Annotated in this window: 15 protein-coding genes; 10 read left to right on the plus strand and 5 right to left on the minus strand. The window is 72.3% G+C overall.

Annotated features, from left to right (window positions below; genetic code table 11):
• Positions 1-105: 105 nt before the first annotated feature.
• Positions 106-546 (minus strand): DUF3052 domain-containing protein, encoded by a 441-nt coding sequence (locus tag AAC944_RS12330; protein WP_030618182.1) that lies wholly within the window; start codon positions 544-546, stop codon positions 106-108.
• A gap of 536 nt (positions 547-1,082) precedes the next feature.
• Here AAC944_RS12330 and aceE point away from each other — a divergent pair.
• On the plus strand, positions 1,083-3,830 hold the full coding sequence (gene aceE, locus AAC944_RS12335) for a pyruvate dehydrogenase (acetyl-transferring), homodimeric type (protein ID WP_030618185.1): 2,748 nt from the start codon (positions 1,083-1,085) through the stop codon (positions 3,828-3,830).
• 85 nt (positions 3,831-3,915) lie between these two features.
• Here the strand turns inward: aceE and AAC944_RS12340 are convergent, their stop codons facing one another.
• Complete coding sequence (locus AAC944_RS12340) at positions 3,916-4,272, minus strand: peptidase inhibitor family I36 protein (protein WP_030618188.1); 357 nt, start codon at positions 4,270-4,272, stop codon at positions 3,916-3,918.
• 441 nt (positions 4,273-4,713) lie between these two features.
• Between AAC944_RS12340 and AAC944_RS12345 the strand changes: the two genes are divergently transcribed.
• The 8 genes from AAC944_RS12345 to AAC944_RS12380 all read left to right on the plus strand — a co-directional run bounded on the left by AAC944_RS12345 (position 4,714) and on the right by AAC944_RS12380 (position 13,381).
• Entirely contained in the window at positions 4,714-5,379 is a 666-nt protein-coding gene (locus tag AAC944_RS12345) for a TetR/AcrR family transcriptional regulator (protein WP_051871969.1), read from the plus strand.
• A 145-nt stretch (positions 5,380-5,524) separates the two neighbouring features.
• Entirely contained in the window at positions 5,525-6,739 is a 1,215-nt protein-coding gene (locus AAC944_RS12350) for an alpha/beta hydrolase (protein WP_030618194.1), read from the plus strand.
• 132 nt (positions 6,740-6,871) lie between these two features.
• Complete coding sequence (locus AAC944_RS12355; RefSeq protein WP_030618197.1) at positions 6,872-7,774, plus strand: DUF4429 domain-containing protein; 903 nt, start codon at positions 6,872-6,874, stop codon at positions 7,772-7,774.
• Between the two features lie 120 nt (positions 7,775-7,894).
• Positions 7,895-9,229 (plus strand): sensor histidine kinase, encoded by a 1,335-nt coding sequence (locus tag AAC944_RS12360; protein ID WP_037772692.1) that lies wholly within the window; start codon positions 7,895-7,897, stop codon positions 9,227-9,229.
• A complete protein-coding gene (locus tag AAC944_RS12365) occupies positions 9,226-9,906 on the plus strand; it encodes a response regulator (protein ID WP_030618204.1) in 681 nt (226 codons plus the stop codon). The genes AAC944_RS12360 and AAC944_RS12365 overlap by 4 nt, the downstream gene beginning before the upstream one ends.
• A gap of 257 nt (positions 9,907-10,163) precedes the next feature.
• On the plus strand, positions 10,164-10,688 hold the full coding sequence (locus tag AAC944_RS12370) for a YceI family protein (protein WP_438272796.1): 525 nt from the start codon (positions 10,164-10,166) through the stop codon (positions 10,686-10,688).
• Positions 10,689-10,917: 229 nt separating this feature from the next.
• A complete protein-coding gene (locus tag AAC944_RS12375) occupies positions 10,918-12,132 on the plus strand; it encodes an alpha/beta hydrolase (RefSeq protein WP_078888704.1) in 1,215 nt (404 codons plus the stop codon).
• Between the two features lie 25 nt (positions 12,133-12,157).
• Positions 12,158-13,381 (plus strand): acyltransferase family protein, encoded by a 1,224-nt coding sequence (locus AAC944_RS12380; protein ID WP_030618211.1) that lies wholly within the window; start codon positions 12,158-12,160, stop codon positions 13,379-13,381.
• 250 nt (positions 13,382-13,631) lie between these two features.
• Here AAC944_RS12380 and AAC944_RS12385 read toward each other — a convergent pair whose 3' ends face one another.
• Entirely contained in the window at positions 13,632-14,648 is a 1,017-nt protein-coding gene (locus AAC944_RS12385) for an aldo/keto reductase (protein ID WP_030618213.1), read from the minus strand.
• Positions 14,649-14,672: 24 nt separating this feature from the next.
• On the minus strand, positions 14,673-15,152 hold the full coding sequence (locus AAC944_RS12390; protein WP_030618218.1) for a MerR family transcriptional regulator: 480 nt from the start codon (positions 15,150-15,152) through the stop codon (positions 14,673-14,675).
• 198 nt (positions 15,153-15,350) lie between these two features.
• On the opposite strand from AAC944_RS12390, the gene AAC944_RS12395 reads away from it, so the two are divergent.
• Positions 15,351-16,175, plus strand: coding sequence for a serine hydrolase domain-containing protein (locus AAC944_RS12395; protein WP_030618221.1), 825 nt, complete (start codon positions 15,351-15,353; stop codon positions 16,173-16,175).
• Between the two features lie 21 nt (positions 16,176-16,196).
• Here the strand turns inward: AAC944_RS12395 and AAC944_RS12400 are convergent, their stop codons facing one another.
• Positions 16,197-16,886 carry a pirin family protein gene (locus AAC944_RS12400; RefSeq protein ID WP_078888724.1) on the minus strand — a complete coding sequence of 230 codons (690 nt, stop codon included), beginning with the start codon at positions 16,884-16,886 and terminating at the stop codon, positions 16,197-16,199.
• Between the last annotated feature and the right edge of the window lie 51 nt (positions 16,887-16,937).

Consider the following 16,937-nt stretch of genomic DNA (forward strand, 5'->3'; position numbering starts at 1 on the left):
GACCCCTGGGCCGATACGCGTCGAGCCCCCTCCCTGGCGGCTTCCCTCGGCGCGGGGGCCGGGGAAGCTCCGGAAGGGGGCTCGGGGTCGAGCCGGCTCGGCGGCTCAGCGCTTGCCGGACTTGGCGGTCTTCGGCGTGACCAGCCGGCTGCCGGTCCAGTCCTTGCCCGCGTTGATGCTCCTGGTCTGGGACAGACCCGCGGTCTGCGCGGCCTCGTTGACGTCACTCGGCTCGATGTAGCCGTCGCGGCCGGTCTTGGGCGTCATCAGCCAGATCTCGCCGCCCTCGTCGATCAGACCGATGGCATCCACCAGCGCGTCCGTCAGGTCGCCGTCATCGTCCCGGAACCACAGGACGACGACATCGGCCACGTCGTCATAGTCCTCGTCGACGAGCTCCTGGCCGATCACGGCCTCGATGGCTTCACGGAGCTCCTGCTCGACGTCATCGTCGTAGCCGATCTCCTGGACCACCTGTCCGGGCTCGAACCCCAGCTTGATGGCCGGGTTGGTCCGCTCCTCCGCGTGGTCCGCGGTCGCGCTCACGGATTGCCTCCTGTCATGTCTTGTGGATAGGCCTTACACCTCGCGCGTGCGCGGGGCATTGGGCGTAGTCCACACGGGCGGGGCGAATCGCGCAAGTACCCGGCCGTCCAGACCGCCAAAACGGTGACGGATACGGCCGTCTCGCCGCAACTGCGACCCCTTCTACCCCGCGGGACAGTGATTCACGCCACAGCGTTGCACCACTTCCTTAGGGTACTCGCGCGCGACCGGGCCGGCCTGGGGAGCGGAGCGGCCCGGAGACCGGTGTTCGATATCCGTACGGCCGACCGCCACGGGCGCGCGACATGGGCGTATGGTTGCGATTTGCTCTCCCCCGGAGCGCGCCTCCGGCGGCGTCTCCCAGGGGACGGTTACCAGCAGGTAGAGATGACGTATCCGCGTGCCTCGGTACACGATGGAAGACGGCGCGACACCAGCAGAGACAGAAATCTGACCTCGGGCTCGACATCCGTGTGCCTTACGTACGCATCACGAATGGGCAGAGCACGACACGACCAGAACAGCGAAGGAACAGCGTGGCTTCCGGATCCGATCGCAACCCGATCATCATTGGCGGCCTTCCCAGCCAGGTCCCGGACTTCGATCCTGAAGAGACCCAGGAATGGCTCGACTCGCTCGACGCAGCCGTCGATGAGCGAGGCCGGGAACGTGCCCGCTACCTCATGCTCCGCCTCATCGAGCGAGCCCGCGAGAAGCGCGTGGCCGTGCCCGAGATGCGCAGCACGGACTACGTCAACACCATCGCCACCAAGGACGAGCCGTTCTTCCCCGGCAACGAGGAGATCGAGCGCAAGATCCTGAACGCGACCCGGTGGAACGCGGCCGTCATGGTCTCGCGCGCCCAGCGCCCCGGTATCGGCGTCGGCGGCCACATCGCCACCTTCGCCTCCTCGGCCTCCCTGTACGACGTGGGCTTCAACCACTTCTTCCGGGGCAAGGACGACGGCCGGGGCGGCGACCAGATCTTCTTCCAGGGCCACGCCTCCCCCGGCGTCTACGCCCGCGCCTACCTCCTGGACCGCCTCTCCGCCGACCAGCTGGACGCGTTCCGCCAGGAGAAGTCCAAGGCCCCGAACGGCCTCTCCAGCTACCCGCACCCGCGGCTGATGCCGGACTTCTGGGAGTTCCCGACCGTCTCGATGGGCCTCGGCCCGCTCGGCGCGATCTACCAGGCCCGGATGAACCGCTACATGGAGGCGCGCGGCATCGCCGACACCTCCGACAGCCACGTGTGGGCGTTCCTCGGCGACGGCGAGATGGACGAGCCGGAGTCGCTCGGCCAGCTGTCCATCGCCGCGCGCGAGGGCCTGGACAACCTGACCTTCGTCGTCAACTGCAACCTGCAGCGCCTGGACGGCCCGGTCCGCGGCAACGGCAAGATCATGCAGGAGCTGGAGTCGCAGTTCCGCGGCGCCGGCTGGAACGTGATCAAGCTGGTCTGGGACCGCTCCTGGGACCCGCTGCTCGCGCAGGACCGCGACGGCGTGCTGGTCAACAAGCTGAACACCACGCCCGACGGCCAGTTCCAGACGTACGCCACCGAGACCGGTGCGTACATCCGCGAGCACTTCTTCGGTGACGACCACCGGCTGCGCAAGATGGTCGAGAACATGACCGACGACCAGATCCTGCACCTGGGCCGCGGCGGTCACGACCACAAGAAGATCTACGCGGCGTACGCGGCGGCCAAGGCGCACAAGGGCCAGCCGACCGTGATCCTCGCGCAGACCGTCAAGGGCTGGACGCTCGGCCCGAACTTCGAGGGCCGCAACGCGACCCACCAGATGAAGAAGCTGACGGTCGACGACCTGAAGATGTTCCGCGACCGGCTGCACCTGCCGATCCCGGACAAGGACCTGGAGGACGGCAACCCGCCGTACTACCACCCGGGCCGGGACTCCGAAGAGATCCAGTACATGCACGACCGGCGCAAGGCGAACGGCGGGTACGTCCCGACCCGTGTCGTGCGCGCCAAGCCGCTGGAGCTGCCGGGCGACAAGGCGTACGCGACCGCCAAGAAGGGCTCGGGCCAGCAGAAGATCGCCACGACCATGGCGTTCGTCCGCGTCCTGAAGGACCTGATGCGGGACAAGGAGATCGGCAAGCGCTTCGTGCCGATCGCCCCGGACGAGTACCGCACCTTCGGCATGGACGCGTTCTTCCCGACCTCGAAGATCTACAACCCGCTGGGCCAGATCTACGAGTCGGTCGACCGCGAGCTGCTGCTGGCGTACAAGGAGTCGCCGACCGGCCAGATGCTGCACGACGGCATCACGGAGGCGGGCTGCACCGCCTCGCTGATCGCGGCGGGCTCGGCCTACGCCACGCACGGCGAGCCGCTGATCCCGGTGTACGTCTTCTACTCGATGTTCGGTTTCCAGCGGACCGGCGACCAGTTCTGGCAGATGGCCGACCAGCTGGCGCGCGGTTTCGTTCTGGGTGCGACCGCGGGCCGTACGACCCTGACCGGTGAGGGTCTGCAGCACGCCGACGGCCACTCCCAGCTGCTGGCCTCGACCAACCCGGCGTGCGTCGCCTACGACCCGGCGTACGGTTACGAGATCGCGCACATCGTCAAGGACGGCCTGCGCCGTATGTACGGCGAGACCGCGGACGGGCAGCCGGGCGAGGACGTCTTCTACTACCTCACCGTCTACAACGAGCCGATCCAGCACCCGGCCGAGCCGGAGGACGTGGACGTCGAGGGCATCCTCAAGGGCATCCACAAGGTCAAGCCGGCCACGGCGGGCTCCATCCCGGCGCAGATCATGGCGTCCGGCGTGGCCGTGCCGTGGGCGGTCGAGGCGCAGCAGATCCTCGCCGAGGAGTGGAACGTCAAGGCGGACGTCTGGTCGGCCACCTCCTGGAACGAGCTGCGCCGCGAGGCCGTCGACGTGGAGGAGCACAACCTCCTGCACCCGGAGGAGGAGCAGCGCGTCCCGTACGTGACGCGGAAGCTCTCCGGCTCCGAGGGTCCGTTCGTGGCCGTCTCCGACTGGATGCGTTCGGTTCCCGACCAGATCGCCCGCTGGGTCCCGGGGACGTACCAGTCCCTCGGCGCGGACGGCTTCGGCTTCGCCGACACCCGTGGTGCGGCGCGCCGCTTCTTCCACATCGACGCGCAGTCCATCGTCCTCGGCGTGCTCACCGAGCTGGCCAAGGAGGGCAAGGTCGACCGCTCGGCGCTGAAGCAGGCCATCGACCGCTACCAGCTGCTGGACGTCACGGCGGCGGAGGCCGGCGAGGCGGGCGGCGACGCGTGACCGCTCCGCGGTGACCGTTTCCCGTGGGTGAGGGCCCGGGCAGCACTTGCTGCCCGGGCCCTTCGCCGTTCCGGCGGGCGCGCCTTCAGCGCTCCCAGATCTTGATCGCCCGCACCTCGTACGGCGAGTCCGGCACGTAGGTACCACCACCCGGGTACGTGTCGTACTCGCCGGTCTCGGCGCACTCGGCGCTCTGGTACGTGGTCACCGGGCGTCCCGTGCGGTTCGCGAAGGACCGCGCGGGGCGGCCGTCCGGCAGCGGCACGCAGCTCTCGATGTCGGTGTCGGAGAGCTCGTGGGTCGCGCGCGGGCCTTCGTACCCGGCCTTCGGCCAGAGGCAGAGCTGCCCGGCGGCGCAGCCCCCGGAGGCCGCGTCCGCGGCGAAGGGCGCGCTGAGCAGCGCGGCGGCGCCGAACGTGGCAGCGAGCAGTGTCGTACGCATGTGGGTCCCCCCGTGTCGTGATCGTGTGACGATCGGTCCGGTGACACGCTGGCGGCCCCGCCGGTACGTGGAAAACACAACCGGGCCCCGCCCACCCGGACGAGGGAAGACGGGCCCCGGAGATTGCCGCGCCCCGTAGGGCGGGGCGCGGCGCGAGTCGATCTGCGGCCCCGTCGCGTGGGCGCGAGCAACCACGACGGTGCCGCGCGGGGCACCACGTACGGCCCGCTGCGCACCGCAGGTCGGATAAGGCCGGCGCGAGGAGGTACAACGTTGGTGATCCACCGGACGTCGGGGGCGGCGAGGGCGACGATCGCGCCGCCGAGGACCAGGATCACTCATGTCAGTGACTGACAATTGACAGAGCGTTTCATGAGTCGGTAACTGTCAGTTAGCACACAGGTATCGTGAGCAGCAGTGTTACGACGAGGAGGGCGGCGCATGAAAGCCGAGGTGACGCCGCGTGAAGGGCTGCGCTGCGGACTGCGCGAGCGGAAGAAGCGGCGTACGCGCGACGCCCTGATCCGCGCCGCGCTGGAACTGTGCACCGAGCAGGGGTACGACCGGACCACGATCGACGAGATCGCCGAGGCGGTCGACGTCTCCCAGCGGACCTTCTTCCGGTACTTCACCACCAAGGAAGACGTGGTCTTCGCCGTCCAGGAGACCGTCGAGGCGCGCTTCCTGGAGGCCCTGCAGGCCCGCCCGGCCGCCGAGACCCCGCTGGAGGCGCTGCGCAACGCGGTACTGCTCGCCTGGGACGACCTCGGCCAGGTGATCGAGTCGATCATCCCGGTCGAACTGCACATGCGGACGTACCAGATGATCGAGTCCACGCCCGGACTGGTCGCCGCGCACCTGCGGCGCAGCTGCGAGCTGGAGGAGCTGATCGCGGGGGTGATCGCCCGGCGCGAGGGCCTGGACCCGGCCGCCGATCCGCGTCCGCGGGTCGTGGTCGCGGCCTTCAGCGGCGTGATGCGGCTGTCGGGGCGGCTGTGGGGCGAGGCCGGGGAGTGCAGCGTGGAGTCCATCCGCGCCGTCACCGAGGGTCATCTGGACCAGATCGTTCCGGCGATCGCCGGCGAGTGGCGCAAAACAGCCCACTGATTCGCTCGGACGAGCACGCCGCCGTACGTCGGAGCGGGACAAACGGGTACCAAGTGTCCGTTGTGACCCTAATGACCCACAGCGAAACGTGAGTTGCCTCACCCAATCCACGAGCGTCGCGCGCCGTCTCCTAGGCTGTCCCGCGGTGACTTCCTTCTCCGAGCTCGGCGCTCCCCCCGGTTTCCTGCAGTCCTCCGCCTGGCGCGCGGCACTCGCCCTGCTGGTGGTGTTCGTGATGCTTGCCGTGACCGGCTGGACGGGGATCAGAGGCACGAAGGACGACACCGACCCGCTGGGCAGCTCCCGCGCCGCCTGGGCGGCCGGCACCTTCCACGGCCACCGGCTGCCCGACCCGGCGGCGGGCCCGCACCGCATAGCGGCGTTCTTCGCCAAGCTCGGCAAGACCGACCGGCTCCGGCTGGCCGACCGCTACCCGCTCGCCGTCGGCAACATGGCCGGCGCCCCCGCCACCCTGCGTTACCACGCCAACCGCACGGCGATGGACAAGGCCAGGGAGGTCGCCGAGCGGCGCTCGCACGACGGGCGGCTCACCCCCGAAGGCCGCCAGGAAGCCGGCCGGCTGATGCACCGGCTGGAGTCCCTGATGCGGCCGGACCGGCAGATCCTGTCCTTCGACCCGGCCGCCGGCGGCCGCGCCGCCGAGGTCTTCGGCGACCTGACGCACGCCCGCCGGGTGTCGGTCGTGGTGCCCGGCGTCGACACCAACCTGGTGAACTTCGAGCGCACCAAGCGGGCGGACAGCGCACCGGTCGGCATGGCCTCCTCGCTGTACGACGCGGAGCGCGCGGTGCGCCCCGACGCCCGTACGGCCGTGATCGCCTGGGCCGACTACACCGCGCCCGCCGGGATCGGTGTGGACGCGGCGGCCGGGCAGCTGGCGCAGGCGGGCGCCCAGCGCCTGGAGTCGATGGTCGGCGCGCTGCCGGCCGGCGCCGACGTCTCCCTGTTCTGCCACAGCTACGGCTCCGTGGTGTGCGGGGTGGCCGCCCGTGAGCTGCCCTCCCGGGTCGGCGACATCGTGGTGGCGGGCAGCCCCGGCATGCGCGCCCAGAACGCCGCGGCGCTGCACACCACGGCGCGGGTCTGGGCGATGCGGGACGCCGACGACTGGATCCAGGACGTGCCGTACCTGGAGCTGGGCGGGCTGGGGCACGGCGCCGACCCGGTGGACCCGGCGTTCGGCTCCCGGGTGCTGTCCGCGGCGGGCGCGAGCGGGCACGCGGGGTACTTCGCCCGCGGGACGCAGAGTCTGGCCAATTTCGCCCTCGTCGGGGTCGGCGCGGTGGCGGGCGTCAGCTGCGCCTCCGACGACGGCGACTGCGCGGCCGACCTGGCGTGAGGAGCAGGCCGGGCACCGTACGGGGCTCCCGGCCCGAGCGCGCGCCCCGCGGACCGGGAACGGCGTGACGCGCGTAGCACGTGCTGTACGGAAGGGGGACGGGCGGGCGGCCCGCCGCTTACGATGAACCGCATGGGTGATGTGCTGGCCGGTTTTCATGCCGTCTGGGAGTTCGACACGGACTCCGTACTCATCCGCTTCGAACGGGGGATCCGCAAGCCCAAGCTGTTCCAGGCGCTCGGCGAGCGCCGTATCCCCTACGAAGCGCTGAGGACGGTTACGCTCTCGCGAGGCAAGCGCGGGACGGTGGTCCTGCACGCCCGGCCACGGCCGGGCGCCGATCCACTGATGGAGGCGGCCGACGGCCAGCTCAAGGACGACGCCGACCCGTACCGCCTGGTGCTCCCCGCCGACCGCGCCGAGCAGGCCGCGTACTACCGCGACCAGCTGCACGATCTCCTCGGCGGCGACGCGGCCGGCCCCGCCGGCCGGCATCTCGTGGCGGCGCCCGAGCCGCCGCTGACCTTCAAGGCGTACGACGGCAAGGCGACCTTCGACGGTGACGCGGTGGCGTTCCGCTGGTTCTGGACCGGCGCCTCGACCGCGAAGTGGAAGTCCGGCGACCAGAGTTTCCCGGTCGACGGGCTGGCCGGCGTGGTCTGGCGCTCCCCGGAGAACGGCTCCTCGGCCCCCACGGCGCCCGGCGCGTGGCACAGCGGCTATCTGCGGCTGCTGGCGCACGGCACCGAGGAGGAGGACGGGAAGGGCGCCGACCAGGACCCCGCCTCGGTGATCTTCGGGCTCGGCTACGGTCCGGTCCACGAGTCGCTGCCGTTCGCCGCCGCCGTCCTCCAGGCCGTACGGAACGCGGGCCCGGCCCCCGCCCCCGCGCCGCGCCGCCGCACCCTGGAGCCGCACCGCGGCCCCGCCGACATCGCCGACCGCATACGGCAGCTGGGCGAGCTGCACGACGCGGGGCTGCTGACGGACGACGAGTTCAGCGCGAAGAAGGCCGAACTCCTGGCGGAGCTGTAGCCGCCGGGCGGTGCCGTGCGCGGGCCGGTACCACCCGCGCCTGATACCCAGGTATGACCGCGTGCTCACGACTCCGGTATGACGCCCGGCCGGACCCGCGCGGCCTACGCTGAACCGGCGATGTCCACGTCATCTCCTTCCCCCGAGCCCCCGCGCGCCGGCCTCCCTGCGGCCCGGCACGCACTGCGCGCCTTCGCCACGGCCCTCACCACCCCGACGCGCCCCGGCGATCCCCTCCTCGGCAACGCCGCACGCCCGTGGCTGCGGTGGCTGCCGTACGTCGTCGCCCTCGCGTTCACCGTCTCGCTGCTGCCCACCGCCATCGTCGTACTGAGCAACGACTACGGCATGAACGGCGGGCTCGCCGGTGCCCTCGGCGTGGCCCAGACCGTGCCGCTGCTGCTCGCCGTCACCCGCCCGCTGCAGACCTGGTGGGTGATCTTCGCGGCCGATCTGGCCACCGCGCTGGCGCTGACGATGTCGGCGCCGCTGCCCGGACCGCCGTACCCCTGGCCGGCCCCGACGGTCGTCGGGCTCCTCGCCCTGATGGTGGCGCTCGGACTCCGGGAACGGCGGCGCACGCTCGTCGCCGTCTGGCTGGTGACCGGCGCCGCCGGCATCCTCTTCGAGCTCTTCAGATCGGGCGACGGCGACGGCACCTGGGTGCTGATGTTCGTACTGTCCGGCGTGGTGCTGCTGGTGGCGGGCGCGCTGCGGGAACGCGGGGACGCCCGGCGGGAGTTGGCGGAACAGGCGACGATCAGCGAGGCGGAGCGGGCCCGGCGCACGCTGCTGGAGGAGCGCACCCGCATCGCCCGCGAGCTGCACGACGTCGTGGCCCACCACATGTCGGTGATCACCGTGCAGGCGGACAGTGCGCCGTACCGCCTCCAGGGCCTGCCGCCCGAAGCCGCCGAGGAGTTCGGGACGATCGCCTCGACCGCGCGCGAGTCACTGGCCGAGATGCGCCGGCTGCTGGGCGTGCTGCGCAGCGAGGAGAGCGAGCGGCACGGCGGCCCGGAGAAGACGCCGCAGCCGGGCCTTGACCAGCTGTCGCGGCTCGTGGAAGGAACCGTACGGGCCGGGGTGCCGGTGAAGTCGGCACTGTCCCGGGCGCTCGGCGAGCTCCCGCCCGCCGTGGACCTGTCGGCGTACCGGATCGTGCAGGAGGCGCTGGCGAACGTCGTGCGGCACGCGCCCGGCGCGCGTACCCGGGTCTCGGTGACGCCGGACCGTACGGGCCTGACCGTCCTGGTCGTCAACGGTCCGCCGCCGCGCTCCGCCGCGCCGCTGGAGACCACCGGAACCGGCCACGGCCTGGTCGGCATGCGCGAGCGCGTACGGCTGCTGGGCGGCACCCTGGACACCGGCCCGCTGCCGGACGGGGGTTACCGTGTCGCCGCGCGGCTCCCGCTCGCGGAGCCCCCGACGGAAAAGGACCCGACGCCCGCATGACCACCCGCGTGCTCATCGTCGACGACCAGGCCATGGTGCGGGCGGGCTTCGCCGCGCTGCTCGCCGCGCAGAGCGACATCGACGTCGTCGGCGACGCGGCGGACGGCGTACAAGGCGTCGAGCTCAGCCGCGCCACCCATCCCGACGTGGTCCTGATGGACGTCCGGATGCCGGAGATGGACGGTCTGGAGGCGGCCCGGCAGCTGCTCTCCCCTCCCCCGGGCGTGGTGCACCGCCCGAAGGTGCTGATGCTCACCACCTTCGACGTCGACGACTACGTGTACGAGGCGCTGCGCGCCGGCGCGTCCGGCTTCCTGCTGAAGGACGCGCCGCCGGCCGACCTGATCTCCGCGGTACGGATCGTGGCGGCCGGCGAGGCGCTGCTCGCCCCCTCGGTGACCCGCCGGCTGATCGCCGACTTCGCGCGGCAGCGGCCCGCGCCCCGCAAGGACCGCGAGTCGCTGCGGCTGAACGGGCTCACGCCGCGCGAGACCGAGGTGCTGGAGCTGATCGCGCGCGGCCTGTCCAACCAGGAGATCGCGGCCGAGCTGGTGCTGGCGGAGCAGACGGTGAAGACGCACATCGGGCGGGTGCTGGCCAAGCTGGACCTGCGCGACCGGGCCCAGGCGGTGATCTTCGCGTACGAGTCGGGGCTGGTGACTCCCGGTGACCGCTGACGGACTGACAGGCAGCCTCACGGCGGACCGGTGAAGCACCTGCGTAGCCCTTGAGCAGGGGTTGTTCCGTCCTCTGAGCAGGGCTTGCGGCGCCGCTCGGCTTCTTAGTAACAACATGAATCATGAAATTGTTCAGCCGTAGCTCCTCCCCCCGCCACCCGGAGGCTCACTCTCCGGAGGCGACCGCCGCTTCAGCGGCACGTGACCGGGACGGCTTCCCGGACGATCCCGGCCTCGCCGCTCTCACCGGAGAGTGGATGATCGACCCCGCGCACAGCAGAATCGGCTTCTCCGTGCGGCACGCGATGGTGACCACGGTCCGCGGCGCCTTCACGGAGTTCGAGAGCCGGCTCTACTTCGACGGTCTCGACCCGGCCCGCTCCTGGGCCGAGATCGCGCTGAACACCGCCAGCGTCGACACCGGCGTGGAGCAGCGCGACGCCCACCTGATGGGCCGTGACTTCCTGGACGCCGCGGGGCACCCGCGGATGACCTTCAAGAGCACCGACGTGCAACTGGCGGGCAAGGACGTCTACCGCATGACCGGTGACCTCACCATCCGCGACGTCACCCGCCCCGTCGTGCTGGAGCTGACCTACATCGGGCACGTCACCGACCCGTTCGGCTACCAGCGGGTCGGCTTCGACGGCACCACGACCATCAACCGTTCCGAATGGGGCCTGACGTACAGCGCCAAGCTGGCGGAGGGCGGCGCCATGGTGAGCGAGAAGGTCCGCCTCCAGTTCGACATCGCCGCCATCCGGACCGCGCCCACCGGCTGAAGAACCGTTTCACTCGTGGTCCGGTGACCGACCCGGACCTGGTGCCGCGCCTGTCAGGGGCGAAGCCGCCCAGGGGAGCTGCGCGGCGCGGCACCGCCCCTCTCCTCCGTACGGACGAGAGCCCGATACCCCGGTATCACCCGCCACTTGGCCCCGCGGTGTGACGCCGCACCCGGCATCCCCTTCCTACGTTTCCCTCCGCCACGCCACTGGGAGAGGGAGACCGACGATGCCGCTGCGCACTCCGCCGCGTACCGCCGACACCACCGCCACGCTCCGCACCGGCACGCGGACCGGTGCCCGCCGGCGTCGCCGCGGTATCGCCGCCCTCGCCCTGGCCGCCGCGCTCGTCGCCGGTACCGGAGGCTGGGCGGCCGGCACGGAGCAGACCGCCGTCACCGGCCCCGCACCGGGCGCCGCCGCCTGGCGCGCCGACCGCACCCTCGGCCGGCCGCTGCCCGACCCGGCGACCGCCTCAGCCGCCGCCGTGGCCCGCTTCTTCGCGGGACTGACCCCGGCGGAACGGCAACGGCTCGCCGACCGGCACCCGATGACCGTCGGCACCTTGGACGGCGCCCCCGTACAGCTGCGCTACCGCGCGAACGCCCACGCCCTGCGGGCCGAACGCGCCCGCCAGTACGCCCGCGCCGACGACCCGGACCGCACCGCCGAGGACCGCGAGCAGGCCCGCGCGCTGGCCGCCCGGTACACCGAACTCCTCGCCCCCGGGCGGCAGATCCTCTTCTTCGACCCGCGCGGCCGGGGGCAGGTCGCCGAGGTGTACGGGGACCTCGCCGCGGCCCGGCACACGGCGGTGGTGGTGCCCGGCTCGGACATCGACCTCGGCACCTTCGACCGCGAGCGGGACCGGTACGGCACCCCGACCGGCATGGCGCTCTCACTGCGCGCCCGGATGACCGCAACCGCACCGGCCACCCCCACCGCGGTGATCGCCTGGGCCGGCTACACCACCCCCGTCGGCCTCGGCCCGGACGCGGCCACCGGGCGGCTCGCCGAAGCCGGCGCCGGACGGCTGGCCCGGCTGCTGACGGGACTGGCCGCGACCGGCGCCCCGGCCCCCGCGCTGCTCTGCCACAGCTACGGCTCGGTGGTCTGCGGCCTGGCCGCGCCCCGGGCCGGCCGGGCCGCGGTCGGCGACGTCATCCTCTTCGGCTCCCCCGGCGCCCGTACGGAACGGGCCGCCGACCTGCACGCCGGCGGCCGGGTATGGGCGGCCCGGGACACCTCCGACTGGATCGGCAGCATCCCGAACGTCGAAGTGCTGGGCCTCGGGCACGGCACCGACCCCACCGACCCCGCCTTCGGCGCGCGCCGCGTCACCGCGGACCGCGCCGAGGGCCACACGGGCTACCTCGTCCCCGGCACCGACTCCCTGGCCGGCTTCGCCGACATCGTGCTCGGCCACTACTCCGGCGTGCGCTGAGCGCGCCCTCACCCAAGGACCCGACATGACCATCGCGCTCCGGCACAAGGCGGGCCACGCGATCCGCGCCATCGAGGCCCGCACCCCCGCCCACCGCGACCGCGCGATCGACGGACTGCGCGCACTCGCGCTGCTCGCCGTACCGACCGGCCACTGGCTGGTGGGCGGCTTCACCCTGGACGCCGACGGCGCGCTCCACAACGCCAGCCCACTCTCCACGCTCGGTTTCCTCGCCCCCCTGAGCTGGGTCCTCCAACTCCTGGGGATCTTCTTCCTGGTAGGCGGATACTCATCCGTCCTCTCCTACCGGCGCGCGGCCGGACGCGGGGAGTCCACCGCACACTGGCTGAGCGGCCGGCTGGCCCGCCTGGGCCGCCCGGTGCTCGCCGTGACGGCCGTCTGGGCGCTGCTCATCGGAGTACTGTCCGCGGCGGGCGTACCCGAGGCGACGCTGCGTACGGGCGCGACGCTGGTCGTACAGCCCCTGTGGTTCGTCGGCGTCTACGCCGCGGTCACCGCCCTCACGCCGTACTGCGCACGTGCCGCACGGCGGCTCGGACCATGGGCTGCCGCACCTCTCCTCGCATCCGTCGCAGTGATCGACTTCCTCCGCTACGGCCCGTACGCGGCCGCCGTACCGCCCTGGCTCGCGCTGCTCAACCTCCTCCCCGGCTGGCTGTTCGCGTACCAACTGGGGGTCTGCTGGGGCGAGCAACGACTCGGCCGACGCGCCGCATGGACCCTGCTGACCGGCGGCACGGCCCTCTTCGCCGTCCTCCTCCTGGCCTTCCACTACCCCGCCAGCACGGTCGGCGTCCCGGGCGCGCCCCGCACCAACTCGCACCCGCCGTCGCTGCTGGTCCTCGCGCTGGCGGCGGCCCAGTGCGGCGCCGCGATCCTGCTCCGTGACCGCCTCACGGCACTACTACGCCGCCCGGCACTCTGGGCCCCGGTCGTGCTCGTCAACCTCTGCGCGATGACCATCTTCTGCTGGCACCAGACCGCAATGCTGGCAGCGGCGGTGCCCTCCGCACGCTTCGGCCCGGTCCCAGGCCTGACCACACCCCCCGACTCCCTGGCCTGGCTGCTCACCCGCCTGGCCTGGCTCCCCCTCTTCGCCCTGACGCTGACCGCGATAGGCCTGCTCACCCGCCGCTTCGAAGCACCCTGGACCGCAGGACGCGCCCTCCGAGCCGGTGCCGCGGTGCTCGCGGCGTCCTTCGCCCTCTTCGCCCTGGGCATGGCATGACCAGCTCGCCCCTCACCCGCCCGTCTTTCCACCCACCACCGACGGGAGGGGACGGGCCGGAGCGGTAGGGGGTCCGGACGTAAAGCGAAGCAGTCCGGACCCCCTACCGCGGAGGCCCGTCCCCGTAACGCCAAGCCCCGCGCAGCGGCACCGCCCGCCGCAGGCGAAACGGCGCCGCACCCGGCAACGAACACGCACCCGGCAACGGAGACGCACCCGGCAACGGACCCGCACAAGCCCAGGCGGCCGCCTACTCCCGCCCCGCGGACGTCGGCGTCATGTCGGCGTACCGATCCCCCGCCACACGCCCAGCGATCGGCTCCAGCCGAGCCAGCTCCTCACCACTCAGCCGAAGCCCGACCGCCGCCACGTTCTCCGCAACCCGCTCGGCCCGCCGGGTACCCGGAATCGGGACGACGGCAAGGCCGTGCACCTCGGCCCGCTGCTGCACCCACGCCAGCGCGACCTGCCCCGGCGTCGCCCCGTGCGCCTCCGCGATCTCCCGTACCGGCGCGAGCAGACGCGCGTTGGCGGCCGCGTTGTCCCCGGTGAAGCGCGGCTGCGTACGGCGGAAGTCGTCCTCGGTCAGCTCCTTGTCGGCGCTGGTGAACGAGCCGGTCAGGAAGCCGCGGCCGAGCGGCGAGTACGGGACGAAGCCGACGCCGAGCTCCGCGGCGGCCGGCACCACGCTCCGCTCCACGTCACGGCTGAACAGCGACCACTCCGACTGCACGGCGGCGATCGGGTGCACACCGTGCGCGGCGCGCAGCTCCTCCCCCGTGACCTCGCTCAGGCCGAGGTGCTTCACCTTGCCCTCGGCGACCAGTTCGGCCATCGCGCCGACCGTCTCCTCGATGGGGACGTCCGGGTCGCGGCGGTGCATGTAGTACAGGTCGATGGTGTCGACGCCGAGCCGCCGCAGGCTCCCGTCGACCGCCTGCCGGACGTACGGGCGGTCGTTGCGGATGCTGCGCCTGTACGGGTCGGACGGATCGGCGACGATCGCGAACTTGGTGGCCAGCACCACCTCGTCGCGGTGCGCCTGGATGAACGGCGCGATGAGCTTCTCGTTCTCGCCGTCGCCGTAGACGTCGGCGGTGTCGTAGAGCGTGACGCCCAGGCCGAGCGCGTGCTCCAGCGTCGCGCGGGCCTGCCCCGCATCGGCGCCCGGGCCGTACGCCCAGCTCATGCCCATGCAGCCGAGACCCTGGACGCCGACCCGCGGTCCGCCCGTGCCCAGTTCGACGGAGGTGATCTTCTCGGTCATGTTCCCGCTCCCTTGCCGCCGGGCTCAGCCACGTTCGTGCTCCCGTTCCGCCGCCCGGCGTGCGTCGGCGTAGAGGTCGATCTTGTAGTCGAGGACGTCCAGCGTGCTGCGCAGTTCGTCGATCCGCCGCCGTACGTCCTCGCGGTGGGCGGTCAGCAGCTCCTCCCGTTCGGGGAAGGTCTGCGGGCCTTCGCGGACCAGCTCGGCGTAGCGGACCATGTCGGCGACCGGCATGCCGGTCAGCCGCAGCTTGCCCACCAGGTCCAGCCAGTCCAGGTCGCGGTTGGTGAAGCGGCGCTGGCCGGTGTGCGTCCGGTCGACGTGCGGCATCAGTCCGATGCGCTCGTACCAGCGCAGCGTGTGGGCGCTGAGCCCGGTGAGCTCGACGACCTCGCTGATCGTGTACTGGTCCCGGCCGTCCGGCCGGCGCGGGCCGACCCGCAGGCCGGCGCAGTTGCGCGGCCGCTCCCGGGTCCGGACCGGGGCGCTCTCCATGACCGACATGCCGTCTCTCCCGTTCGCCGTTTCCCTCACGACGTCCTCAACGCTAGAGAGCTGGAGTGCACTCCAAGCAAGCGCAGACTTGACGCAATATTTGGCCGGACAGGGCCGGACAGGGCCGGACAGGGCCAGGCGGGGCCGGTCAGGGGGCGCCGGGGGACACCGCCGGGGCCCGCGCGGGGATCGCTTAGGCTCGGGGCCATGGAGAGCCTGCGGATGATCGAGAACTGGCCGGTGCCCACTGCTGCGGCGGTCGTCGTACGAGCCGACGGCACGGTGGCCGGCGCGCACGGACCGCAGGAGCACCGCTTCGCGCTGGCTTCCGTGACCAAGCCGCTGGCCGCGTACGCGGCGCTGCTCGCGGTGGAGGAGGGCGCGGTCGAGCTGGACGAGCCGGCCGGTCCGGAGGGCGCCACGGTACGGCATCTGCTCGCGCACACGTCGGGGCTGGCGTTCGACGAGGACCGGGTGATGGCGGCGCCGGGTGCGCGCCGGATCTACTCGAACGCGGGTTTCGAGGCGCTGGGCGAGCACCTGACGAAGGCGACCGACATCCCCTTCCCGCAGTACCTCAAGGAGGCCGTGCTCGACCCGCTGGGCATGACGGCGACGGAGCTGCCGGAGGGCGGCTCGCCGGCCAAGGACGCCGTGTCGACCGCCGCCGACCTGGCGCGCTTCGGGGCCGAGCTGCTGGCGCCGCGGCTGCTGGCCCGCGAGACGCTGGCGGAGGCGACGTCGGTGGTCTTCCCCGGGCTGTCGGGCGTGCTGCCGGGGTACGGCAACCAGAAGCCGAACGACTGGGGGCTGGGCTTCGAGATCCGGGACGGGAAGTCGCCGCACTGGACGGGTGCCGGTTCCTCGCCGCGTACGTTCGGGCACTTCGGCCAGGCAGGCACGTTCCTGTGGGTGGACCCGGACGCGGGCGCCGCCTGTGCCGCGCTCGCGGACCGGGCGTTCGGCCCCTGGGCGATCGAGGCGTGGCCGCCCTTCACGGACGCGGTGCTGGCGGACCTGCGGGCGGCCTGAGACCGGGCCGCGCCCGGAACATCAGCCGTACGTGGGTTCCTCCCGCATCTCCCACATCAGCAGCTCCGCCGGGGACTCGGCGGTCAGCTCCAGCTCCTTGGCGTCGGTGACGCGCGCCGCGTCGCCCGCCTCCAGCAGCGCCGGTCCGCCGTCGGTGAGCGCGTCGCCGAGGCGTACCGCGCCGCGTACGACGTGCACGTAGACCCGCGCGCCGTCCGGTACGGCCGTACGGTCGCCCGCCGCGAGCCGCCGTACGTGCAGCATCGCGTCGGCACGCGGCACGGCGTACGGGGTGCCGTCGGCGATGCCGCGCACCACTTCGTAGTCGGGCTCGCCGCCGAAGGACGTGGGTGCCAGCCACATCTGGACGAAGCACAGCGGCTCCGTGCCGTCGTTGCGCTCGACGTGCCGTACGCCGCCGGCCGAGCTGAGCCGCTGCACGTCACCGGGTCCGACCAGCGTCTCGTGACCGGTGGAGTCGCGGTGGGTCAGCTCGCCCTCGACGACCCAGGTGACGATCTCGGTGTGGCTGTGCGGGTGCTCGTCGAAGCCCGCGCCGGGCGCCAGCCGCTCCTCGTTGCACGCGATCAGCGCGCCGAACCTGATGTTGTCCGGGTCGTAGTGATGGCCGAAGGAGAAGGCGTGGCGGGTCTCGACGCCGGCCTGCGGGTCCCCGCCCGGGTAGCGGTCCTGGGCTCTGCGCACCTCGATCACCGGAATTTCGCCTCCGATTCCGCTTCGGTCAGGCCCTCAAGACCCCCG

Source organism: Streptomyces sclerotialus, from assembly GCF_040907265.1.
GTDB classification, from domain to species: Bacteria; Actinomycetota; Actinomycetes; order Streptomycetales; family Streptomycetaceae; genus Streptomyces; species Streptomyces sclerotialus.